This is a genomic window from Pseudomonas sp. NFACC24-1 (genome assembly GCF_900115235.1).
In the GTDB taxonomy this organism is placed as follows: Bacteria; Pseudomonadota; Gammaproteobacteria; order Pseudomonadales; family Pseudomonadaceae; genus Aquipseudomonas; species Aquipseudomonas fluorescens_AA.
In genome coordinates this window covers 126,824-148,618 of the sequence record NZ_FOVS01000004.1, presented here as the reverse complement: position 1 = coordinate 148,618, position 21,795 = coordinate 126,824, and the positions used below count along the sequence as shown (strand labels likewise).

Here is a 21,795-nt window from a genome sequence, read left to right as displayed (position 1 = left end):
GTGGTTCCTTAATACAGGCATTCAACGGCCATGGCCGTGGCTTCGCCGCCGCCAATGCAAATGGCCGCGACGCCGCGCTTCAAGCCTTTCTGGCGCAGGGCCGACAGCAGAGTCACCAGAATCCGCGCGCCAGACGCGCCAATCGGGTGGCCCAGCGCACAGGCGCCACCGTGAACGTTGACCTTGTCATGGGCGATTTCCAGCTTGTCCATGGTCACCAGCCCCACTACGGCAAAGGCTTCGTTGACTTCGAACAGGTCGACCTGGTCCAGCGACCAACCGGTCTTTTGCATCAGTTTCTTCACGGCACCAATCGGCGCGGTGGGAAACAGGCTCGGGGTATCGGCGAACGCCGCATGACCGTGGATCACCGCCAAAGGCTTGAGGCCGCGCTGCACCGCTTGGCTCTGGCGCATCAGCACCAGGGCAGCGGCACCATCGGAAATGGAACTGGCGTTGGCTGCCGTCACCGTGCCGCCTTCGCGGAACGCCGGCTTGAGCGAGGCGATCTTGTCGATCCGCGCTTTCGGCGGCTGCTCGTCGTGGCGAATGGTCACTTGTTCCTTGCCGACCATGACCTGCAACGGCACGATCTCGGCGTCGAAACTGCCGTCCTTGATCGCCTGCTGGGCGCGGGTGGTGGACGCAATGGCGAAGGCGTCCTGAGCCTCGCGACCCAGGCCATTGGCCTCGGCGCAATCTTCGGCGAAGGTGCCCATCAGCCGTCCTTTGTCGTAGGCGTCTTCCAGGCCATCGAGGAACATGTGGTCGAGCACCCGGCCATGGCCCATGCGATAACCGCCGCGGGCGCGATCCAGCAGGTACGGGGCGTTGGACATGCTCTCCATGCCGCCGGCCACCACCACCTCGGCGCTGCCGGCGATGAGCATGTCGTGGGCCAGGATCGTCGCTTCCATGCCCGAACCGCACATCTTGTTGAGCGTGGTGCAGCGGGTCGACTTGTCGAGCCCGGCGCCCAGCGCGGCCTGACGTGCCGGTGCCTGGCCCAGGCCGGCGGCGAGCACGCAACCGAACAGCACTTCTTCAACCGCACCCGGCGCGATACCGGCCCGCTCCACGGCAGCCTTGATAGCGGCGGCACCGAGTTGCGGCGCGGTGAGGCTTTTCAGTTCGCCCTGGAAACCGCCCATGGGGGTACGGACGGCGCTGACGATGACAATAGGATCGTTGGACATCATGAATCCTCCTTGTTTATTTGGCTGCCATGCGCAAGGCGCCGTCGAGACGGATCACCTCGCCGTTGAGCATGCTGTTCTCAATGATATGCCTGACCAGCGCCGCGTACTCGGCAGGTTTCCCAAGGCGCGGAGGAAATGGTACGCCGGCGGCCAGGGAATCCCGCACCTCGGGCGTCATGCCGGCCATCATCGGGGTTTCGAAAATCCCCGGGGCAATGGTCATCACCCGGATACCGAAGCGCGCCAGTTCACGGGCGGCGGGGAGTGTCAGACTGGCGATGGCACCTTTTGAAGCCGCGTAGGCGGCCTGGCCGATCTGGCCGTCGAAGGCCGCTACCGAAGCGGTGTTGATGATCACGCCACGTTCGCCGTCGGTGTTGGCCTCGGTTTCGGCAATGGCTGCAGCCGCCAGGCGCAGCAGGTTGAAGCTGCCGATCAGGTTGACGTTGATCACCTGGCTGAAGCTGTCCAGCCCATGGGGGCCGTTCTTGCCGAGGATTTTCTCGCCGCGCACGATACCGGCGCAATTCACCAGGCCATTCAGCCCCCCGAAAGCCGTGACCGTGGCCTTGACTGCCGCTTCAGCCGCCACTTCGTTGCTGATATCGGCCACCACGCTCTGGCAACCCAGCTTTTGCGCCTGGGCGGCCACGGCGTCGGCGTTGAGGTCCACCAGCATCACCTTGGCGCCGGCCTTGACCAGCATTTCAGCGGTGGCCGCGCCGAGGCCGGAGGCGCCGCCGCTGACGAGGAAAATCTTGTTGTCGATCTGCATCATGGTTTCCTTGGGTTCAAGCTGAAACGTTCTGCGCCGCAGCTTCTTGGGCTTTGGCGATTTCCTGGTTGCGCAAGATAAAGCGCTGCAACTTGCCGCTTGGGGTTTTCGGCAAGTCGCTGACAAATTCGATTTCACGGGGATAGGCATGGGCCGCCAGGCGCTTGCGCACATGCAGGCGCAATTCCTCGGCCAGCTCCGGAGAGGCGCGATATTGGGTGCTGAGCACCACGAAAGCCTTCACCAACTCGGTGCGCTCAGGATCGGGCTTGCCGATCACCGCCGCTTCCACCACGGCCGGGTGTTCGATCAGCGCGCTTTCCACGTCGAACGGACCGACCCGGTAGCCGGAGGTGGTGATCACGTCGTCGCTGCGACCGACGAAGCTGATGCTGCCATCCGGATTCAGCTCCACGGTGTCGCCGCTCAAGTAGTAGTCGCCAACAAAGGCCTTGGTCGGCGCGCCTTCGTAACCGGCGAACCAGCACATGGGCGACTGGCTGCGGTCCACCGCGAGAATGCCCGGCTGGCCCACGCCCAGCTCGCGCTGGTCTTCATCCAATACCACGATCCGGTGGCCCGGCGAGGCGAAACCGGCCGCGCCCAGGTGCACCGGGTGTTCCAGCCCGTGGTGGTTGCACAGCACCATGCCCAGTTCGGTCTGGCCGTAATGGTCGTGGATCACCACGTTCAGGTTGTCGGCGAACCAGCGGATCACCTCTGGGTTCAATGGCTCACCGGCGCTGCTGACGATGCGCAGCTTGCCCTTGATCGAGCGGGCAAACTGCTCGCCCCCGGCGATCAACAGGCGATAGGCGGTGGGCGAGCCGGTCAGGTTGGTGATGCCGTACTTGTTGATGACCCGGCAGGTGCTGTCCAGGGTGAACGGGCCATCGTAGAAGGTGATCGGATGCCCCATGGCCAGCGGCCCGGTCACGCCAAAATAAATACCGTAGGCCCAACCCGGGTCGGCGACGTTCCAGAAGGCGTCTTCAGGGCGCAGGTCCACCGCGTCACGGGTGTAGCTCTGGAACGCCACGATGGCCTTGAGCGGCACCGACAGCGCCTTGGCGGGCCCCGTGGTACCGGAGGTGAACATCAGTAAAAACGGATCTTCGCCAGTGAGCATCAGCGGTTCGCACTGGCTGGACTGGTTCGCCACTTCGGCCCAGAAACTGTAGTCGCCCCGCACGATGCCCTGGCCCTTTTCGCCACCGACGGTGACGATGGTGGGGCAACCGGCGACTTCATTGAGCTTGGGACGGTTGACGGCGTCGGTCACGACGATCCGTGCGCCCGAGCTGCCGAGGCGGTGCTCGATGGCCTTGGGTCCGAACGCGGTGAACAGCGGTTGATACACCGCACCGATACGCCAGGTGGCGAGTACGACGATCAAGAGTTCCGCAGTGCGCGGCAGCAGGCCGGCCACTTTGTCGCCCTTGCCGACGCCTTGGGCACGCAGGAAGTTGGCGAACCGTGCGGCATTGTCCTGCAGGTCGCGGTAAGTCCAGGTAGCTTCGCTGCCGTCACGGCCCTCCCAGAACAAGGCGATGCGACCCGGCAATGCATGCCGGTCGCAACACTCGACACAGGCATTGAGCGCCTCGAGCGAGCCGTGCAGCGCGGCGTTGACGGTGTGCTGGTAATCGAACTGTGACGTGGCGGACGAATAATCGCGCATGACCAGAATCCCTCTGTACTTTTTATTGGCTGGGGGAACCGTGAAGAGCAGGCAAATACTCGCGCCGAAGGACGGTGGCGGCAATGGTCAAAGCCATCAAGTTGCTTGACTGGTTTGGCCATGGTTCGAGGGATGTGTTGTCTGTCGAGCTTCCCCTGTGGCGAGGGAGCTTGCTCCCGCTGGGCTTGTGTAGGAGCTGCCGAAGGCTGCGATCTTTTGATCTTTCGCTTGAGATTCAAGTGTCTGGGGAAAGATCGCAGCCTCGTTGCACTCGACAGCTCCTACACAGCTCCTACGGGGCGCAGCCCAGCGGGAGCAAGCGCCCTCGCCGCAGGAAGTTTTCAGCCACTACAAAGGATGCGCCCATGTGAACGAGTAAACCTTCTCCGACGCCGGGGACTGGCAGCGCCGGTTGTCCGCATCAGGCCCCACCAGGAACCACTCGGCCCGCGAGGTATCGCCGACCCGGCGCGCCTTTTGCGGGTCGTAGCAACGCGCCAGGTCCCGCGCGGGCACCAAGGCAAAGGCCTGCGGGTGGCCGCGTAGCCAGGTGGCGGATCGTTCCAGGGACTGGCGGTCATGGAAGCCAAAATGCACGATGGGCTGCTGGGCGAACAGCCAATGCCCCTCGCGCCACCCGACGAGCGCCAACTCGGCATTTGAAGTCAGCCTCGCGACATCACGCATCAAGGTCTGGTGGGGGTTGATGCCTTCCCTGTAGGGCTCGATGAAGCCGCGCACAAACCAGGCGCACAACCACACCACCGTCAACCCAGCGAATACCACCCTGCCCCTCGGACGCCGGCTGAACCAGCGGTGCAGCATCCACGGCACAAGCGGCGCCACCAGCAGGATCAAGGCTGGCAACGCGGGAAAGATATACAGTTTGCGCTTGCCACTGCTCAGGCTGAAGAACAACAGCACCAGCACCACCCACCCCAGCAGCATCAGCACGCGACCGTCATGCTTGAGCAACTGCCTGCGCCAGGCCGGCACCAGCCATGGCAGCATGAAAAAGATCGGCAGCCAGTATTTCGGAATCACCAGGACGAAGAAATACCAAAAGGGTTCGCGGTGCTCCCAGGCATTGGCATAACGCCCCGCCGTCTGCTTGAGCAGGATTTCCTGGGCGTACGCCAGGCTGTCGGGGCTGCCCTGCCACACGATCAGCAGCAACGGCCCAAGCCACAGCGCAATGGCGGCCAGCGCCACAACCAGCCCCAGCCACCAGCCCCCCGCCTTGCCCGGCATGGACACCAGGCCTTTCCACCCTCGACGCACCCCATAGGCGTAGGGAATCAGCATCAACACCGGCAGAAACCCCACGCCTTTGCTGATGACCCCCAGCCCCATCGCCGCACAGGCCACGTAATACCAACGCCACGCCGGGCCGAGCATCAGATGCCGGCACAAGCCATAGATCCCCAAGATGGTCCAGAGTGCAAGAAAACCATCGATCTGCCCGGTGCGCAGAATGCTGTAGGTCTGGTAGGTGGCGAGAAACAAAAGCGCGGCGATCCCTCCCACGCGTCGCCCCCACAAGCGCCGGCCCAGGTCATACAGGCATGCGGTGGTGACGGCACCAGCCAACAGCGCGGGCAGGTACAGGGCAATTTTCGGCAGGTGGGTCAATTGCACGAACGAGGCCACCGCCCACATGAACAACGGCGGCTTGTCGGCGTAGATTTCCCCGGCGCGGTGGGGAATGAACCATGAGCCGTTCTGCAGCATCTCCAGGGCAACGCCGAGGAAGCGCTCTTCATCGACGTTCATCGGTTGGCGCCAACCCAGGCCGGCGCCCACCATGATCAAGGCCAATGCCACAAGCGCCAGAAGCTCCAGTCGCGAGGAAGACAATCGTATCCGCACCGTCTCAGCCCTTCTCGGCCAGTTCGCGGTTTTCCTGCTCGTGGTGCTTGGCGATCAACTGCAAGTTGCGCAGGTAAACGATGAAGCCGAAGGACTGGCCGACAATGAACACCGGGTCTTCGCGGTAGATGGCGTAGGCCAGCAACAGCGCGCTGCCGATGATGCTCAAGTACCAGAAACCCACGGGGATCACGCTGCGCTTCTTGTACTCGCTGTACAGCCATTGCAGGACAAAACGTCCGGTGAAGGCCAACTGGCCGCCGAAGCCAACGGCCAGCCACAACGTTTCTCTGCCCATGTCACACCTCGGTTTCTTGTGCGTTGATATCCAGGCGGGTGCGTCTTATCAACCACCACACCCCGAACAGATCGACAATGCCCACCAGCGCCCGGTCGAGGTTGCCGTAGTTGGACACCCCGGCCCCGCGCTCACGGTGATTCACCGGGTGAACCAGCATCCGGCCGTTGTGCCGACGGATCAGCGCCGGAATGAAGCGATGCATGTGATCGAAATACGGCAAGCGCAGAAACGCCTCCCGCTCGATCAACTTGATGCCGCAACCGGTATCGGGCGTCTGGTCCTTGAGCAGGCTGGCCCGCAGTTTGTTGGCGAACCGCGAGGCCCAACGCTTGCTCGCCGTGTCCCGGCGGTTGACGCGATGCCCCGCCACCAGCTTGACACCGGCGGGCGTACCCTCCGAACCGCGTACCAGGTCGAGCATCTTTGGCAGGTCGGCCGGGTCGTTCTGCCCGTCCCCATCGAGGGTTGCCAACCAATGCCCGCGGGCCACTTCAGCCGCGTGGTAGATCGACGTGCTCTGCCCGAGGGAGCGGGCATGGCTGAGCACCCGCAACTGGCGATAGCCACTGCCTTGCAACGCCCGCAGTTGCGCGGCGGTGGCGTCTGTGCTGCCATCGTCGACCACGATGACTTCGAAGGCCTCGTCCACCAGCGCCGCCCGCACTTCTTCCAGCAGTGGAATGAGGTTGCCGGCTTCGTTCTTTGCCGGAATCAGGACCGACACATAAAGGGTTTCGTGCATGACGCTCCAGTAAAAAAGCTGAGGGGGTTAAACGCGGTAATACGCGCGGTACCAATCGACAAACGACTGCACGCCGACGGGCACCGCGACCTGCGGGCGAAAACCGATGTGTTCCTCCAGCTCCCGCGTGTCCGCCCACGTGTCGACCACGTCACCCGCTTGCAACGGCAAGAAATGCTTGATCGCGGGAATGCCCAGGGCCTCTTCCAGGCACTCGACAAACTGCAAGAGCTTCACCGGAGCGCCGAAGCCGATGTTGTAGAGCTTGTGGCGCACGCCTGTTTCGTTGGCCGGCGGCCGCGGCAACAACCGCACCAGGCCTTCGACGATGTCGTCGATGTAGGTGAAATCCCGCGACATCGCGCCGTCGTTGTAGAGGTCAATGGCGCGACCGCTGAGGATGGCGTCGGTGAATTTGAACGGTGCCATGTCGGGCCGCCCCCACGGTCCATACACGGTGAAAAACCGCAGGCCGGTGGTGGGAATCCCGTAGAGATGCGAGTAAGCGTGGGCCATCAGCTCATTGGCGCGCTTGGTCGCCGCATAAAAAGACACGGGCTGATCCACCGGATCGGTGGTGGCATACGGCAACCGGTCGTTCAAGCCATACACCGAGCTGCTCGAGGCGAACACCAGGTGCGCCGGCCGGTGGGCACGGCAGGCTTCCAATACGTTGAGGAACCCCACCAGGTTGCTTTGCGCATAAAGGTCGGGATTATCGATGGAATAGCGCACACCAGCCTGGGCCGCCAAGTGGACGACATACTCGAATGGAGTTTTCGCAAATACATCCAGCAGCGCCTGCTTGTCAGCCACGTCCAGCCGCAGGAAGCGGAAGTTGGGGTATTCGGCCAACAACGCCAGCCGAGCCTGCTTCAGCTCGACGCTGTAGTAGCTGTTAAGGTTGTCGATGCCGATGACCTGATGGCCCTCGCTGCACAACCGCCTGGCGGTATGAAACCCGATGAACCCAGCAGCACCGGTGACCAGTACGCTCATACGCAGCCCAAAACGGTCACTTGCATACATTACCCTGATGGATGGCCCGGCTTTTCCGGCGCCTGCACAGGCTTGTATCAAAGAAAAATGACGGTTTTATGAGCGTGCCAGCTTGCCAGGCGAAAGTCCCTGTGGGAGCGAACTGGCTCGCGATGAGGGTATGGCAGTCAATGACGAGGCGACTGAACCACCGCTATCGCGAGCCAGCTCGCTCCCACAAGGGGGCACAAGATTGGAGACCACCCGATGGATCAATCCGGGTCGTTGAGAATCAGGCTGCGATAATGCCCCGGGTTGGACCCGGACCATTTGCGAAACGCCTTGTAGAAAGAGCTGGCATCGGCAAAACCCAGGCGCGAGGCGATTTCGACGAAGCTGATGGACGGCTCGGCCAGCCAGGTGATCGCCAGATCCTTGCGCACGCTGTCCTTGAGGCCTTGGTAAGTCTGGCCCTCCTCCGCCAGGCGTCGGCGCAGGGTCGAGGCGGACACGCACAGCTGCTGGGCCAGGGCCTCGGTTTCCGGCCACCGTTCGGCGGGCAGTTGCCGCAGGTCGTGCCGGATACGGCTGGCCAGGCTTTGCGGGTCGCGGTATTTGACCAGGATGTTGGCTGGGGCCCGGGCCAGGAAGCGCTTGAGCTCGTCAGCGTTGCGCCGGATGGGCAGGTCGAGGCATTCGGCGGCGAAAATCATCCGGGTGCGCGGCCGGCCAAAGCGCAAGTTCTGGGAGAACATCACCCGGTAGTCGTCGCAGAAATCCGGCGCCGGGCAGCGCAGTTCGACAGACAGGATGGGAATGCGCCGCCCGGCCAGCCAGCAGGCGACACCATGGACGATCATCCAGTAAGTGAAGTAGGTAAAGGCCCGGCGTGGCGCCTGGTCGTCTTCCTGCAGCACGATTTCCGCCAGGCTTTGCTGGCGTACCCACTGGGCCGGCAGGTGTTCGAGCATCAGTGACAGAAACCCCAGCCCCGCTGTCAGCCCGCTCGCCAGCGTGGGCTGGGCCATGGCGCACTGGCAGAGGAACGCGAGGCTGCCGGACTTGAGCTTGCGCGGGTCCATGCCGAAGAACTCGTCATCCAGGCGCTGGGCCAGCAACCGCCAGAGCCGCGCATAGGCATGGGCCGGGACACGCGCCTGGGGATCGTCAAGCAGCGCCGGGGCTATGCCGACCTTGCTCAAGACCTCATCGGTAGCAGCCCCGGGCGCGCAGCTTTGCAGCAACGCCTCACGCACCAGCTGGATGGAGATGGTGTCTTTTTCCGACATGGCGCGGGTGTTCACAGGATCCGGTAAAGCAGCCGTTCTATCCGCACCCGGCTGACTCGTTTCAGGAACCTGGCCACGGCCTCGGGATAATCCGGCAGGGTTTCCAGGTCCAGGTAACGCTCGATCCGGCGGGTGTGGCGGTAGATCCGCTCAAGCTCGGCCTGGCGCGGCGCCAGAAGCTCGCCCTTGGGATCGTCCAGCAACAGCGCGTTTTCCAGGTCCAGGCGAAAGGCCCGCGGGTTGAGGTTGTTGCCGGTCAACAAGGTGTAGCGCTCGTCGACCCACATGCCCTTGAGGTGATAGGTGTTGTCCCCGTCACGCCACAGGTGCAGGTTCAATTGGCCGCTGTCGATCGCGTGCTGATGCCGTTTGGCGAAACGTCGCAGGCTGATTTCGTAGAGGTATGGTAGCGCCGCGATGATCTTGAACGGTTCGCTTGGCGGAATGTAGAAGTCGTTGGCGGTCTTGTCGCCGACGATGATGTCGATCTTGACCCCGCGGGCCAGGGCGCGGTTGAGCTCCCGGGTCACGGCCAGGGGCAGGTTGAAATACGGGGTACAGATGGTCAGTTGCTGGCGGCTGCTGGCGATCAGCTCACCGATCACCCGGCTCAGGGGGTTGTTCTTGCCCACCCCCAGCAACGGGCTTACCGACAGGCCACTTTTGTCGAGGCTGCCAACGCTGGTGTCATAGGTCGCGTACTTGAGGCGACTGCGCAGGTCGCCGATGTCCTTGCGCAAACTGCGGGTGCTGGGCAGGTTCGGCAGGTCCAGGCGATGCACGGCCCTGGAGGTGATCAGGCCATGCTGCACCAGGTGATGCATCGAGTCGGCCAGTGCCGTGTTCTGCAACAGGTGATAGCGGTCGTAGCGGTATTTGTCGAACTTGTGCAAATAGACGTTATTCAGGCTGGCGCCGCTGTAGAGCACACAGTCATCGATCACGAAACCTTTCAAATGCAACACGCCGAACAGTTCGCGGGTCTGCACCGGCACGCCGTAGATCGGCACTTCGCTGGCATGGGTACGGGTCTGTTCCTGGTACCACGCCGAGTTGCCCGGCTGCTTCTTGGCGCCAATCAGCCCGCGCTGGGCCCGCAACCAGTCCACGACCACGACCACGTCCAGTTCCGGACGCGCCGCTTTGGCGGCATGCAAGGCATCGAGAATTTCCTGGCCGGCCTCGTCCTGTTGCAGGTAGAGGGCGACGATGTAGATGCGCTGGGTGGCCTGGGCGATTTTCTCCAGCAGGCAACGGCGGAATTGGGCAGCGCCATCGAGGATGGTCACCGCGTCGGCGGTCAGTGCAAAGCTGCGCAGCTTGGGCAGCAGGGAGCGTTTGAAGAGCGACGGCATAGGGCTCGCAAAAAGGTCGATTCCGAAGAACGGATGAGCTTACACCATGGATGGGTTCGGGTCTTCCTGTCGTCAAGAAAAAAACAACTTGACCAAGGAGAACGATCGTTCTACTTTTATCCCATGAACGAAATCACTGGTAATGAAACTCGAGACATCATCCTCGATGTCGCCGAAAAGTTGATCTATAGAAGTGGCATCGCCGCCACCGGCATGGACCTTCTGGTGAAAACCGCCGGCGTCTCCAGGAAAAGTGTCTATCGCTACTTCGCCAACAAGGACGACCTGATCGTGGCCGCTCTCGAGCGGCGGGACGAGCGCTGGATGCACTGGTTCAGCAGCGAAGTGGACAAGGCGCCCACACCGACGGCGCGGCTGCTCAACCTGTTCACCGTGCTCAAGGGCTGGTTCGACAGCGAAGGTTTTCGCGGTTGTGCCTTCATCAACACCAGCGGCGAAACCGGCGATCCACAGGACCCGGTCCGCCAGGTGGCGAAGATGCACAAACAGAAGCTGCTCGATTACGTGACCCGGTTGTGCGTCGAACAAGGCGTCGAAAATCCGGACGCCCTGGCCCGCCAGCTACTGATTCTGATCGACGGCGCCATTACCGTGGCGCTGGTCATGGGCGACCACAGCGCGGCTGACCACGCCCAGGACATGCTGAAGATATTGCTACACACCTGACCGTTGAACCCTGCTTCATTCATCAACTTATTGGAGACTCGCCATGTCTGCCTCTTCTGAAGTTCGTCCGCCACTGCCGCCGTTCACCCGTGAGTCGGCGATCGAGAAAGTTCGCCTGGCCGAAGACGGCTGGAACTCTCGCGACCCGCAAAAAGTATCCCTGGCCTACACGCTGGACACCCAATGGCGTAACCGCGCCGAATTCGCGCACAACCGCGAAGAAGCCAAGGCGTTCCTGACCCGCAAGTGGGCCAAGGAATTGGATTACCGGCTGATCAAGGAACTCTGGGCCTTCACCGATAACCGCATCGCCGTGCGCTACGCCTACGAATGGCACGACGACTCGGGCAACTGGTTCCGCTCATACGGCAACGAAAACTGGGAGTTCGACGAGCAAGGCCTGATGTACAACCGCTACGCTTGCATCAACGACATGCCGATCAAGGAAAGCGAGCGCAAGTTCCATTGGCCCCTGGGCCGCCGGCCGGATGATCATCCGGGATTGTCCGAGTTGGGGTTGTAACCCTCTCGGCTGATCTACCGTTATCGCGAGCAAGCTCGCTCCCACAGGGGATTGAGGTCGGACACAGCGTTTGTGTGCACTGAAATCCAAATGTGGGAGCGAGCTTGCTCGCGATGACGGCGGCAAATCCAACGGGTGTGCAAACTGACCCACCGCTATCGCGAGCAAGCTCGCACAGTACAGCAGCCGCGCCAGACCAGCGGCCCCTCCAACAGGCTTGACCCACATGCCGCCAGGCATCACATTGCCTGGGCCGGCGATAAGCTCGCTGTTTCGTTGTGCAGCAGACTTTGTGGAGCCCATGACCGCGTCGATTCCGATCCGTCCCCCCTGCCCGCCCGGCGTCTGCGATTGCGGACGTGATGCCTTGTTGCAAGCGCCTGGCAGCGACCTGCGCATCCTGTGCCTGAATCGCCAGGAAGAAAAACGCCTGCTCGAACGCCTGGAGAACATCCAGAGCCTCGACGAACTCCAGCGCCTGCAACAGCGCCTGTATGAAAACCTGGGGATCCGCCTGCGCGTCGAGCCCGGCTACAACGAAGTGCGGACCATGCGCGGCATCGCCATCGAATTCCAGGAACAGCCCGGCCTGTGCCGCAAGATTCGCCAGTCGATCCCCGCCGCCATCCGCCGCGGGCTGGAAAAACGCCCCGAGATCGCCTGGCGACTGCTGGATGCCCACGATCTGTTTCGCGATACCTGAACCTGGACCGCTCCTTCCCTGGAGCGGCACTTCGACCTAGAAATCAACGGTCGCGGAAAGCAGGTAGGTGCGCGGGGTCGACAGCGTCAAGCCCGGTTCACTGTCATCCGATGCGCCGGCCGAACTCCAGTAGCGCTTGTCGGCCACGTTTTCGATGTTGGCCCGCAGGGTGATGTGTTTTTCGTCGACCTTGAACCCATAGCGAGCCCCCACGTCGAAACGCGTCCAGGCATCGATTTCCTTGGTGTTGGACTGGTCCAGGTACTGCGAGCTGGAATAGATGCCGCGACTGGTCAGGGTCAGGCCCTGGACCGTTGGCACATCCCATTCGGCGCCGAGGTTGACGTTGTACCTCGGCGTGGCCGGTGCACGGTTGCCATCGAAGGTGCTGTCGGTGGTGTCAGTCAGTTCACTGTCGATGAACATCACGCCGCCGAGCAAACGGGTTCCCTTCAGCGGTTCGCCGAACACACTCAACTCCACGCCGGTGTTTCCGCGCTTGCCGTTCGGGCCGAAGACACGTGTCGTGGCGTCGGTCGCATAGGCAGGCTGCTTGATTCGGAACACGGCGGCGGTGACAGCGAACGGGCCAGCGTCATACTTGGCGCCCATTTCGACCTGGCGGCTGATGAACGGCGGGAAAATCTCATCCTCGTTCACCGACGTCGATGGCGCGATCTTGCCCTGGCTCAGGCCTTCCATGTAGTTGGCATACAGCGACAGCTTGTCAGTCGCCTTGAACAGGATCCCGCCCGACGGCGAAATCTTTTCCTCGTCGTAGGCGGTGTCACCCTTGACGTTATTCGTCCAGTCATCAACCTTCACCCGTTGCCAGCGAGCGCCGAGGGTCAGCAGCAAGCGATCCTCGAACAGCCCCAGAGTGTCGGACAAGGCCACGCCGCTGAAGCGGTTCTCGGTATAGACCTTGTCGTCCTGTCGGGTCGGGTTGCTCGGCGTCGGGGTCTGTACCGGGTCATACAGGTTGCTGCGACCGTTGGCATAACGGGCGCCGCCATTTTCGAAGTCCATGTAGAAATAACTGGCCGCCAGGTTGACCTCATGGCTCACCGGACCGGTATGGAACCAGTTGCGCACGCCGGCCGTGGCCGTCCGGACATTTTCCTCCCGGGTAAAGTCACGGGGCTGGACGGTGAAGTCGCCCGCGTCGTTGGTGACCGAAACGTTGTGCCGAAGGAAGTCGTGGTCGCTTTTGCGCGCGCCGACACCGCCATACAGCATCACCGAATCGCTGACATCGAACTCAGCGTTCACTGTGCCGAAGGTGTCCTGGGTGCGCGCCTTGCTCCACGATTGGGCGTAGTTGTCGCGCACATCGCTGGCGTGGGGGATCTGGGCATTGGCACCGACCTGCACGCGTTCCTGGGGCGCGTCGGTGTTGCGTTCGGTGTGGCCGATGTCCGTCGAGAGTCGCAGGCGTTCGCCGCGAAAGTCCAGGCCCAGCACCGCCATCTCGCGGTCCACGCTCTGGTGATCCCATTCGGTGTCGCCCGCCTGCTTCACGCCATTGAAACGAATACCGAACTTGTCTTCTTCACCGAAGCGTCGCCCGACATCCACCGCCCCGCCAAGCTGGTTATTGGAGGCATAGCTGCCGGTGAGCGAGGTGATGGGCTTGTCGGTGGCGCGTTTGGGCACCACATTGATCCCGCCCCCCACGCTGCCCCGCGGCGAGATACCGTTGATGAGCTGGCTCGGTCCCTTGAGGATGTCGACGCGTTCGGCCATCTCCATGTCGATCGTGTACGTCGGCAGGATGCCGTAGAGACCGTTGTAGGCGACATCGCTGTTGAACAGGCTGAAACCGCGAATGGTGAACTGCTCAAAGCGTCCGCCCGCCGGGTTGGTGGTGCGGACCGAGGGGTCGCTGGCGATCAGGTCGCCGAGGGTGCGCGCCTGCTGGTTCTTGACCGTCTGGCTGGTATAGGTGGTCATGCTGAACGGTGTTTCCATGAAGTCCCGCGAGCCCAGCAGGCCTTGCGAACCACGCCGTGCCACCTGGCCGCCGGCGTACACCGGGCTGTCCGTCGACGCCGTGGCGCCGAGAATCGAGGTGGGTGCCAGTTGCAAGCTGCCGCCTTCTGGCGCCGGCATCAGGATGTAGGCCTGCTCCCCCACCGGCTGCAACTGCAGGCCCGAACCCCGCAACAGCCGGGCAAACCCCTCTTCCACCCCGAACTCCCCCGAAAGCCCGGCGCTGTCGCGCCCGCTCACCAAGGCCGGATCCACCGACAGGTTGACCCCCGCCAACCCGGCAAACCGGGTCAACGCCGCGCCGAGGCTGCCGGCCGGCACCTGATAACTGCGCCGGGCGGCTTCTTCGGCCAGGCTTGATGACATGAAAAATGGGCTGGCACCCAGGCTCAACATGAGGCTCAGGTTCAACAGCGGACGCCGGCCGGCAAAGGCCGGGCGCAAACGCGAAGGTACAACTGCGGACATTGGAAAGCGCTCTCGTTTTTGTTCAGTTGCCTTGAATGACAAGCGAGACAAAAAAAGGGGACAGGCCTCAGTCTCGATTCACGCTGGTGGGCACCGTAGGAGCTGCCGAAGGCTGCGATCTTTTGATCTTTCGCTTGAGATTCAAGTGTCTGGAGAAAGATCGCAGCCTCGCTTCGCTCGGCAGCTCCTACAGACCCAGCGGGAGGCTGATCGACATCAACTGTCCTCAGGCCAGATTCTTGCGAAGCGTCAGCGTGACCCAGTAACGGGTGCGCATGTGCACGTCCAGCGGCAGGCTGGCCGCAAGCAGCGTGAGGATTCGGTCGGTGTTGTCCAGGCGGAAGCTGCCGGTGATTCGCAGCGGCTCCAGGGTTTCGTCCCAGCGCAGCACGCCGGGGCGATAGCGGCTCAGTTCCCGCAGGAAATGCCCCAGCGGCTGGTCCTGCGCCACCAGTACCCCGTCACGCCAACCCAACTGTGCCACGTCGAACGCCTGCACCGGCCCCGCGCCTGAGGCCTGGACGTTGACCTGCTGGCCCTCTTCCAGACTCAGCGAGGGTCCCCGCAGGGGTTGCAGGTACGCTGAACCGCTGACCACCGACACCCGGCAGTCGCCGTCGCCCAAGTGCAGGCAAGCTTCGCCACGATGGATCGTGACGAGCCCATAGGGTGACTGAACGGACAGCGGCGTGCTCCCGGCGAGTTTGAGGGCCATCTCACCGCGCAGCAGCACCAGGCGCCGGGCCTTGAGGTCCAGGTCGACGGCGCTGTCGGTGTTCAGTTGCAGCGCACTGCCATCGACCAGCGACCAGCGCCGTCGCTCCCCCGTGGCGGTGTGCAAATCAGCGCGCCAGGCCTCCAGCGGCAGCTCCCGTCCCAGCAGCCAGGCGGTCGGGACCAACGCGGCGACGCCCAATGCACGCTTGAGCACCGCGCGCCGGGCCAGTACCGGACGGTCCAGGGTTGCCATGCCCAGGGATGCCGGCACCCCGGCAAAACGCTGGCGCAATCGCTGGGCCTTCTGCCAGGCCGCCTCGTGATGGGCGCTGCTGTCGCGCCAGCGTTGCAGGGCCGCCAAGTCGAATGCATCCCCGTCGAACTCCATCAGGGTCAACCACCGGGCAGCCGCCCGTGCCGCTTCACGAGCCTCGGGTGATGGCGTCGATGGCATCAGAAGTCCACCAACAGGCAATGCTCATAGGCCTGGGCCATGTAGCGCTTCACGGTGCGTTCGGAGACTTGCAGGCGCTCGGCGATCTCGCGATAGCCCAGGCCTTCGAGCTGGCTCCATAAAAAAGCCCGCCGCACCAAGGGCGGCAGGCCATCCAGCAATTCGTCCAGGGCTTGCAGGGTTTCCAGCAGCAGCCAACGCTGTTCCGGAGACGGTGCACAGGCTTCAGGCAGGTTCGCCAAAGCGTCTAGATAGGCCTGTTCCAGATTGCGGCGGGTATAGAAATTGCTCAACAGGCGTTTGCCGACGGTCAGCAGATAGGCCCGGGGCTCTTGCAGGTCCGTCAAGGTCTGGGAGCTGGCAAGCACCCGCAGGAAGGTATCCTGACGCAGGTCCGCCGCATCCCAGGCATTGCCCATGCGCCGTCGCAACCAACCTTCCAGCCAACTCCCGTGGTCACGGTACAACACATGAAGGGATTGCTCCGTCGGCGTAACTGCATCACACATGTCCAGAAGCCTGCGCAAGATCTTAAATGAGACTGATTCTAATTAATGTTCGCGCAGGAATCCAAGTTGTTTATGCAAAGTGGGTCTAGAAACGGGATGCAAGCCCCCTCCCTCTGTGGGGGCGAGCTTGCTCGCGATAGCGGTGGGTCAGCTTGCTTCCACGGCACTGGGTGGTCGCCATCGCGAGCAAGCTCGCTCCCACAGTCAGGTCTTTGCACACAGTGCGATCAGTGACTGGCATGCAAGGTCTTCGGCACTTCCGGCATGGCCGAAGAGTGGTGATTGATGATCTTCCACTGGCCATCGAGACGCTCATAAAGGAAGGTGTAGCGCGCCTGGACCTCACGCTTGGAACCATCGGCCTGGGTGAGTGTGAAGGTATAGACACCACTGTCCATCGCCGCGTCGGGCCCCAGGTGACGGATTTCTCGGTAGTTGATTTGTCCGACCGGCTTGGCGGCCAGGAAATGCTCGAAGTAGTCCTGGATCTGCGCCGGTGTGTTGCGCACCTTGTTGGAGACGGTCGGTTGCAAAATCGCATCCGGGGCATAGAGGCCGGTCACGGCGGTGGCGCTACCGGTTTGCAGCGCGGCGTTCCAGCGATCGAACAGGGCAGCGATTTCCCGATCATTCACGTTCTTGGGCTGCTCGGCCACTGTGCGATACACGTAAGGTGTGACCTCGACAGCCTGGACAAACGGCGCGCTCAGCAGGAAAAAAGCAGCGATGGCACAGGTTTTCATTTTCATCAGAAAGCTCCTTTGGGTTTCAATGAGCCCACTTTGCCGACCTTCCCGGCTCTCGCCATCGGCCAACCGGTGCCGATCGCCTATGCCATTCGGCAGATAGGCCCGGTGCCGGTGACACGGTCTAATGGCGTCACCGCGAACCGTCCGATCTTTTTCCATGCTGGAGCTCCCCATGCAAAGCCCGCCCCATGACCCCGGCAGTGCCCTGGCCATCCGCAGCCAGTATCGCCAATCGCAAAGCCGTGCCGCGCGCCTGGGTCTGTTGCTGGGCACCGGCCACGAGCTGACGCAGTTGCCCCTGCCGGCCATGCGTCAGCGTGCGCTGCAACGGGCGTGCGCCTTCATGGCGATGGACCACGGCCTGTTGCTGGAGTGGGCGTCGGACAACACGCTGCGCACCCTCGCCAGCCACGGGAGCGCGGAACGGGTCGACTTTCTCGCCAACCTGGCCCAGCCGCAGACGCCCGGCCCGAATTGGCTGGAGTCCCCCGGCAGCGCCCTGCCCCAGGTCCTGCGCATTCCACTGCGCACCTCCGATGGCGTGACGTTCGGGGCGTTGCTGCTGGGCAACAGCGTCGCCCTCGGCGCGCCGGACAACGAAGACATCGAGTCGCTGCAATTGCTCGCGACACTGTTGGCGGCGCATCTGGAGAACAGCCGCCTGGTCGAAGCGCTACAGGCCCGCGAGCGGACCATGTCCGAGCTGGTCCACCGTTTGTTCAGCGCCCAGGAAGACGAACGCAAGCGCGTGGCCTACGACCTGCACGACGGTCTGGCGCAGAACCTCGCCGGTTTGCACCAGCGCTTGCAGGGCTTCGCCGGTCGTTGCCCGTCGCTGGCGCCGGCACTGGCGAGCGAGTTGCAGGCCATCCTCGACCTGGCCCAAGGCTGCGTCGGCGAGGGCCGGCAATTGATCGGTGGCCTGCGCCCCCACGTACTGGATGATTTCGGCCTGTACAAAGCCGTCGACAAGGAGGCCGATCGCCTGCGTGACGCGGGCCTGACCGTGAGCTGGACCGAACACAGCAGCGCGCGCCTGCCGGGCAATACCGAGATCGCCCTGTTTCGCATTGCCCAGGAGGGCATCAACAACATTCTCAAGCACGCCCAGGCCCGTCATGTGGGCCTGGGGCTGGCGGTGGAAGATGACCACGCCAGCCTGCGGGTAGAAGACGATGGCCGTGGCTTTGCCTTGGAGCAACCCATCGAGACCAACGGCAGTTGCCACCTCGGGCTGGCCGCCATGCAGGAGCGCGCCAACCTGCTGGGCGGCCACCTGGCCTGTCGCAGCCAACCCGGCGGCGGCACCCGCTTGCTGGCCAGCGTGCCGCTACCGTCTGCCGGAGTACAGCCATGAACCGTCCTTTGCGCCTGCTGCTGGCCGATGACCACGAAGTCACCCGCGCCGGGTTTATCAGCATGCTCGCCGACAGCCCGGGGTTCGAGGTCGTCGGCCAGGCCCGCGACGGCCAGGAGGCCCTCGACCTGTGCGAGCGGCTACAACCGGACATCGCGATTCTCGACATCCGCATGCCCGTCCTCAATGGCCTGGGCGCGGCGCGGATCCTGCAGCAGCGCCAGCCTGGGATCAAAGTGGTGATCTTCACCATGGATGACAGCCCCGACCACCTCGAAGCCGCCATCGGTGCGGGCGCGGTCGGCTATCTGCTCAAGGATGCCAGCCGCGATGAGGTGCTCGACGCCCTCAAACGGGTTGCCCAGGGCGACGAGGCGCTGAACAGTTCAGTCAGCGCACGCCTGCTGCGCCGCATGGCCGAGCGCGGTGCCAATGGCGCCCCCCAGGTCCAGGCTTTGACCGCCCGTGAGCGCCAGGTATTGGGGCTGGTGGCCAGCGGCTTCAGCAATCGTGAAATCGGTGAAAAGCTGGGCATCGCACCCGGCACGGCCAAGGCCCACGTCGAGCGCGTCATCGGCAAACTGGGCGCCGCCGACCGGACCCAGGCCGCAGTGCGCGGCGTGGCCCTGGGGCTGGTGGCGCAACCCGCAGGGCAATGGCCATGAGGTTTCTCGCCGCCCGCCGCTGGGCCGACCTGCCCTTGCGGGGCAAGGCCCTGGTGGTGATTTCCCTGCCCCTGGTGGTCCTGCTGCTGTCGCTGGTGCTGATCTACATCACCGAACGGCAGACCGCACGGGCCGAGGAGGATGTGCGCCGGGTACTGCTCGTCCAGGGTGATATCCAGACGGTCCATACCTTGCTGGCCGAAGCGGCGGCCAGCGTGCGCGGTTACCTGCTGACTCGGCGCGAAGATTTCCTGCCCAGCTACGAACAAGCCACGCCGCTGATCCATGCGGCGTTGCAGCGCCTGGACCACAACATTCGCGATGCCAGGATGCGCGAGCACCTCAAGACCATCACCCCGCTGATCGCCGACAAACTCGACGGTTTACTCGCCTTGCGCAACGGCAAGCGTGACGACCCCGAGGCCATCACCGCGATCCTGATCGAAAACAAGCAGGTGCTGGACGTGTTGCGCGAGCAGATCAGCGCGATGCGCGTACGCGAGGATGGCCTGCTCGCCGAGCGCAGCGCCGCCGCCTCGGCCACGCGCATGCGCCTGCTGTTCGCCACATTGCTGGCCGCGGTGTGCGGCTTGCTGGGGGCCATTGTCGCGGTGCTGTTCCTATCCAAGGGCATCGTCGCCCGGGTCCAGCAGGTGCAAGGCAACGCCCAACGCCTGGCCTTGGGCCAACCATTGTTGCCGCAACCGCCAGAGCAGGACGAAATCGGCCAGCTCGGCACGCGGCTGGTGGAGGCCGGGCAGTTACTCGCAGAACGCGAGCGGGCCCTGCGCGATAACGAGGAGCGCTTGCGGCTGATCATCGATGGGGTGAAGGACTACGGGATCTTCGCGCTGGATGCCCAGGGCTACGTCACTACCTGGAATGTCGGCGCGCAGCGGATCAAGGGCTACACCGAGCAGGAAATCCTTGGCCAGCACTTCTCCCTGTTCTACTTGCCCGAAGAATGCCCGGCGCACCCGGACATGGCCCTGCGCGAAGCCACCCGCGACGGCCACTACATGGAGGAAGGCTGGCGTTGCCGCAAGGACGGCAGCCGTTTCTGGGCCAGCGTGGTCATCACCGCCCAGTACGATGGCACGGGCGCCTTGCGCGGTTTTTCCAAGATCACCCGCGACATCACCGACCGGCGCGCCGCCGAAATCGCCCTGCGCACCGCCCGCGAAGAAGCGGAAAGCGCCAGCCGGGCCAAGAGCGAATTCCTTTCGCGCATGAGCCACGAACTGCGCACGCCACTGAACGCCATCCTGGGTTTCGCTCAACTGCTGGACATGGACTCCACCGCCGGCCAGCGCCCCCAGGTCAGCCACATCCTGCGGGCCGGCCAGCACTTGCTGGCGTTGATCAACGAGGTGTTGGACATCGCCCGGATCGAGGCCGGGCGCCTGCCCCTGAACATCGAGCCGATCCCCCTGGCGACGGCGCTGCACGAAGCCTTGACGCTGGTTTCACCCATGGCCGCCGACGCCGGGATCCACTTGATCGACCTGCCTGCACTGCCCGACGACAGCGGTGTGCTTGCCGACCGCCAACGCCTGGTGCAGGTATTGCTCAACCTGTTGTCCAACGCCATCAAGTACAACCGACCCGGCGGCGAGGTGCGCATCGAAGTGAGCGTCCAGGCCCAGAAGGTGAGCATCGCCGTCCACGATACCGGCCATGGCATCGCCCCTGAACAACTGGGCCAGCTGTTCAAGCCCTTCGAACGCCTGGGCGCCGATCCGCAGGTCGAAGGCACTGGCCTTGGCTTGTCCTTGAGCAAGAACCTGCTGGAGATGATGCAGGGCAACCTGCAGGTCCACAGTGAGCCCGGGCACGGCTGCTGTTTTACCCTGCAACTGCCCGCCACCCAGGTGATCGGCACGCACTTGCCGCCCATCGCCGCCCTGGCCGTAACGCGCGCCCCCGTGGATTACCACGGCAAAATCCTCTGCATTGAAGACAACCTGTCGAGCCTCGCGCTGATCGAGACCCTGATGCAGCGCCGTCCCGGCATCCAGCTGTTATCCAGCATGCAAGGCCAGATGGGCCTGGACCTCGCCCGTCAGCACTCACCGCAACTGATCCTGCTGGACGTCACCCTGCCGGACCTGGAAGGCCTGGAAGTCTTGCGGCGCCTGCGCCAATCCCCGGCCACCGCGGCCACGCCGGTACTGATGATCACCGCCGATGCCAGCGACCTGACCCATCGTGCCCTGCGCGACGCCGGGGCCACGGCGATCCTGACCAAACCTATCCATATCCAGGCCTTTCTCGGCCACCTCGAGCACTATCTACCGGAGCCCGCATGAATCGCGACTTGCGCATTCTGATCGTCGACGATCAGCGCCCCAACCTGGACCTGATGGAACAACTGCTGGCACGTGAAGGACTGCACAATGTACTGAGCAGCACCGAGCCCTTGCGTACGCTCGACCTGTTCAACAGCTTCGAGCCGGACCTGGTCATCCTCGACCTGCACATGCCGGCATTCGACGGTTTTGCCGTGCTGGAACAACTGAACCGGCGCATCCCGGCCAACGACTACTTGCCGATCCTGGTCCTGACCGCCGACGCGACCCGTGACACCCGCCTGCGGGCCCTGGCACTCGGCGCCCGGGACTTCATCAGCAAACCCCTGGATGCCCTGGAAACCATGCTGCGCATCTGGAACCTGCTGGAAACCCGGGCGCTCTATAAAGCATTGCGCGAGTTGATCCCGTCCCAGCAGATCGAACTGTTGCGCCAGCACCGTCCCGCCGCCGACCCGGTCTAGTCTGGCGGC

General features: G+C 63.4%; 20 protein-coding genes. 7 read left to right on the top strand and 13 right to left on the bottom strand.

Annotated elements, in window-relative coordinates:
- Positions 1-8: 8 nt before the first annotated feature.
- The 9 genes from BM317_RS06055 to pssA all read right to left on the bottom strand — a co-directional run bounded on the left by BM317_RS06055 (position 9) and on the right by pssA (position 10,189).
- Complete coding sequence (locus BM317_RS06055) at positions 9-1,196, bottom strand: acetyl-CoA C-acyltransferase (protein WP_092473604.1); 1,188 nt, start codon at positions 1,194-1,196, stop codon at positions 9-11.
- Positions 1,197-1,212: 16 nt separating this feature from the next.
- Complete coding sequence (locus BM317_RS06050; RefSeq protein ID WP_092164470.1) at positions 1,213-1,974, bottom strand: SDR family NAD(P)-dependent oxidoreductase; 762 nt, start codon at positions 1,972-1,974, stop codon at positions 1,213-1,215.
- A 16-nt stretch (positions 1,975-1,990) separates the two neighbouring features.
- Positions 1,991-3,655 carry an AMP-binding protein gene (locus tag BM317_RS06045; RefSeq protein WP_092164468.1) on the bottom strand — a complete coding sequence of 555 codons (1,665 nt, stop codon included), beginning with the start codon at positions 3,653-3,655 and terminating at the stop codon, positions 1,991-1,993.
- A 348-nt stretch (positions 3,656-4,003) separates the two neighbouring features.
- Positions 4,004-5,461, bottom strand: a complete 1,458-nt coding sequence (locus BM317_RS06040) for an ArnT family glycosyltransferase (RefSeq protein WP_170866246.1) — start codon at positions 5,459-5,461, stop codon at positions 4,004-4,006.
- Between the two features lie 67 nt (positions 5,462-5,528).
- The gene (locus BM317_RS06035) at positions 5,529-5,822 is read right to left on the bottom strand and encodes a lipid-A-disaccharide synthase N-terminal domain-containing protein (RefSeq protein ID WP_092164466.1); all 294 of its coding nucleotides are present in this window, start codon (positions 5,820-5,822) and stop codon (positions 5,529-5,531) included.
- A gap of 1 nt (position 5,823) precedes the next feature.
- Positions 5,824-6,567, bottom strand: coding sequence for a glycosyltransferase family 2 protein (locus tag BM317_RS06030; RefSeq protein ID WP_092164465.1), 744 nt, complete (start codon positions 6,565-6,567; stop codon positions 5,824-5,826).
- A gap of 27 nt (positions 6,568-6,594) precedes the next feature.
- Positions 6,595-7,566, bottom strand: coding sequence for an NAD-dependent epimerase (locus BM317_RS06025; RefSeq protein WP_092164999.1), 972 nt, complete (start codon positions 7,564-7,566; stop codon positions 6,595-6,597).
- Between the two features lie 251 nt (positions 7,567-7,817).
- Positions 7,818-8,834 (bottom strand): AraC family transcriptional regulator, encoded by a 1,017-nt coding sequence (locus BM317_RS06020; RefSeq protein WP_092164997.1) that lies wholly within the window; start codon positions 8,832-8,834, stop codon positions 7,818-7,820.
- Between the two features lie 11 nt (positions 8,835-8,845).
- The gene (gene pssA, locus BM317_RS06015) at positions 8,846-10,189 is read right to left on the bottom strand and encodes a CDP-diacylglycerol--serine O-phosphatidyltransferase (RefSeq protein ID WP_060742287.1); all 1,344 of its coding nucleotides are present in this window, start codon (positions 10,187-10,189) and stop codon (positions 8,846-8,848) included.
- A 123-nt stretch (positions 10,190-10,312) separates the two neighbouring features.
- Here pssA and BM317_RS06010 point away from each other — a divergent pair, with 123 nt between their 5' ends.
- The 3 genes from BM317_RS06010 to BM317_RS06000 all read left to right on the top strand — a co-directional run bounded on the left by BM317_RS06010 (position 10,313) and on the right by BM317_RS06000 (position 12,102).
- Complete coding sequence (locus BM317_RS06010; RefSeq protein ID WP_092164464.1) at positions 10,313-10,876, top strand: TetR/AcrR family transcriptional regulator; 564 nt, start codon at positions 10,313-10,315, stop codon at positions 10,874-10,876.
- 43 nt (positions 10,877-10,919) lie between these two features.
- Positions 10,920-11,399 (top strand): nuclear transport factor 2 family protein, encoded by a 480-nt coding sequence (locus BM317_RS06005; RefSeq protein WP_060742285.1) that lies wholly within the window; start codon positions 10,920-10,922, stop codon positions 11,397-11,399.
- 301 nt (positions 11,400-11,700) lie between these two features.
- On the top strand, positions 11,701-12,102 hold the full coding sequence (locus BM317_RS06000) for a hypothetical protein (protein WP_060742284.1): 402 nt from the start codon (positions 11,701-11,703) through the stop codon (positions 12,100-12,102).
- 36 nt (positions 12,103-12,138) lie between these two features.
- Here BM317_RS06000 and BM317_RS05995 read toward each other — a convergent pair whose 3' ends face one another.
- From BM317_RS05995 to BM317_RS05980, 4 genes are all read right to left on the bottom strand, one after another.
- Positions 12,139-14,562 carry a TonB-dependent receptor gene (locus tag BM317_RS05995; RefSeq protein ID WP_092164463.1) on the bottom strand — a complete coding sequence of 808 codons (2,424 nt, stop codon included), beginning with the start codon at positions 14,560-14,562 and terminating at the stop codon, positions 12,139-12,141.
- Between the two features lie 226 nt (positions 14,563-14,788).
- The gene (locus BM317_RS05990) at positions 14,789-15,733 is read right to left on the bottom strand and encodes a FecR domain-containing protein (RefSeq protein WP_092164455.1); all 945 of its coding nucleotides are present in this window, start codon (positions 15,731-15,733) and stop codon (positions 14,789-14,791) included.
- Entirely contained in the window at positions 15,733-16,242 is a 510-nt protein-coding gene (locus tag BM317_RS05985) for a sigma-70 family RNA polymerase sigma factor (RefSeq protein WP_092164453.1), read from the bottom strand. The genes BM317_RS05990 and BM317_RS05985 overlap by 1 nt, the downstream gene beginning before the upstream one ends.
- Positions 16,243-16,469: 227 nt before the next feature.
- Positions 16,470-16,991, bottom strand: a complete 522-nt coding sequence (locus BM317_RS05980) for an SgcJ/EcaC family oxidoreductase (protein WP_092164451.1) — start codon at positions 16,989-16,991, stop codon at positions 16,470-16,472.
- A gap of 172 nt (positions 16,992-17,163) precedes the next feature.
- Here BM317_RS05980 and BM317_RS05975 point away from each other — a divergent pair, with 172 nt between their 5' ends.
- The 4 genes from BM317_RS05975 to BM317_RS05960 are packed head-to-tail and all read left to right on the top strand — an operon-like array spanning position 17,164 to position 21,786.
- On the top strand, positions 17,164-18,348 hold the full coding sequence (locus tag BM317_RS05975; RefSeq protein ID WP_092473495.1) for a sensor histidine kinase: 1,185 nt from the start codon (positions 17,164-17,166) through the stop codon (positions 18,346-18,348).
- The gene (locus tag BM317_RS05970; RefSeq protein WP_092473493.1) at positions 18,345-19,013 is read left to right on the top strand and encodes a response regulator; all 669 of its coding nucleotides are present in this window, start codon (positions 18,345-18,347) and stop codon (positions 19,011-19,013) included. Before BM317_RS05975 ends, BM317_RS05970 begins: the two co-directional genes overlap by 4 nt.
- Entirely contained in the window at positions 19,010-21,322 is a 2,313-nt protein-coding gene (locus BM317_RS05965) for an ATP-binding protein (RefSeq protein WP_092473491.1), read from the top strand. Before BM317_RS05970 ends, BM317_RS05965 begins: the two co-directional genes overlap by 4 nt.
- Positions 21,319-21,786: a response regulator gene (locus BM317_RS05960; protein ID WP_092164443.1), complete on the top strand. Its 468-nt coding sequence runs from the start codon at positions 21,319-21,321 to the stop codon at positions 21,784-21,786. The genes BM317_RS05965 and BM317_RS05960 overlap by 4 nt, the downstream gene beginning before the upstream one ends.
- Positions 21,787-21,795 lie beyond the last annotated feature (9 nt).

Excerpts from the sequence above, each read along its gene's own strand:
- BM317_RS06055 (WP_092473604.1), bottom strand. The coding sequence starts at position 1,196 with ATGTCCAACGATCCTATTGTCATCGTCAGCGCCGTCCGTACCCCCATG.
- BM317_RS06050 (WP_092164470.1), bottom strand. The coding sequence starts at position 1,974 with ATGCAGATCGACAACAAGATTTTCCTCGTCAGCGGCGGCGCCTCCGGC.
- BM317_RS06045 (WP_092164468.1), bottom strand. The coding sequence starts at position 3,655 with ATGCGCGATTATTCGTCCGCCACGTCACAGTTCGATTACCAGCACACC.
- BM317_RS06040 (WP_170866246.1), bottom strand. The coding sequence starts at position 5,461 with ATGGTGGGCGCCGGCCTGGGTTGGCGCCAACCGATGAACGTCGATGAA.
- BM317_RS06035 (WP_092164466.1), bottom strand. The coding sequence starts at position 5,822 with ATGGGCAGAGAAACGTTGTGGCTGGCCGTTGGCTTCGGCGGCCAGTTG.
- BM317_RS06030 (WP_092164465.1), bottom strand. The coding sequence starts at position 6,567 with ATGCACGAAACCCTTTATGTGTCGGTCCTGATTCCGGCAAAGAACGAA.
- BM317_RS06025 (WP_092164999.1), bottom strand. The coding sequence starts at position 7,566 with ATGAGCGTACTGGTCACCGGTGCTGCTGGGTTCATCGGGTTTCATACC.
- BM317_RS06020 (WP_092164997.1), bottom strand. The coding sequence starts at position 8,834 with ATGTCGGAAAAAGACACCATCTCCATCCAGCTGGTGCGTGAGGCGTTG.
- pssA (WP_060742287.1), bottom strand. The coding sequence starts at position 10,189 with ATGCCGTCGCTCTTCAAACGCTCCCTGCTGCCCAAGCTGCGCAGCTTT.
- BM317_RS06010 (WP_092164464.1), top strand. The coding sequence starts at position 10,313 with ATGAACGAAATCACTGGTAATGAAACTCGAGACATCATCCTCGATGTC.
- BM317_RS06005 (WP_060742285.1), top strand. The coding sequence starts at position 10,920 with ATGTCTGCCTCTTCTGAAGTTCGTCCGCCACTGCCGCCGTTCACCCGT.
- BM317_RS06000 (WP_060742284.1), top strand. The coding sequence starts at position 11,701 with ATGACCGCGTCGATTCCGATCCGTCCCCCCTGCCCGCCCGGCGTCTGC.
- BM317_RS05995 (WP_092164463.1), bottom strand. The coding sequence starts at position 14,562 with ATGTCCGCAGTTGTACCTTCGCGTTTGCGCCCGGCCTTTGCCGGCCGG.
- BM317_RS05990 (WP_092164455.1), bottom strand. The coding sequence starts at position 15,733 with ATGCCATCGACGCCATCACCCGAGGCTCGTGAAGCGGCACGGGCGGCT.
- BM317_RS05985 (WP_092164453.1), bottom strand. The coding sequence starts at position 16,242 with ATGTGTGATGCAGTTACGCCGACGGAGCAATCCCTTCATGTGTTGTAC.
- BM317_RS05980 (WP_092164451.1), bottom strand. The coding sequence starts at position 16,991 with ATGAAAATGAAAACCTGTGCCATCGCTGCTTTTTTCCTGCTGAGCGCG.
- BM317_RS05975 (WP_092473495.1), top strand. The coding sequence starts at position 17,164 with ATGCAAAGCCCGCCCCATGACCCCGGCAGTGCCCTGGCCATCCGCAGC.
- BM317_RS05970 (WP_092473493.1), top strand. The coding sequence starts at position 18,345 with ATGAACCGTCCTTTGCGCCTGCTGCTGGCCGATGACCACGAAGTCACC.
- BM317_RS05965 (WP_092473491.1), top strand. The coding sequence starts at position 19,010 with ATGAGGTTTCTCGCCGCCCGCCGCTGGGCCGACCTGCCCTTGCGGGGC.
- BM317_RS05960 (WP_092164443.1), top strand. The coding sequence starts at position 21,319 with ATGAATCGCGACTTGCGCATTCTGATCGTCGACGATCAGCGCCCCAAC.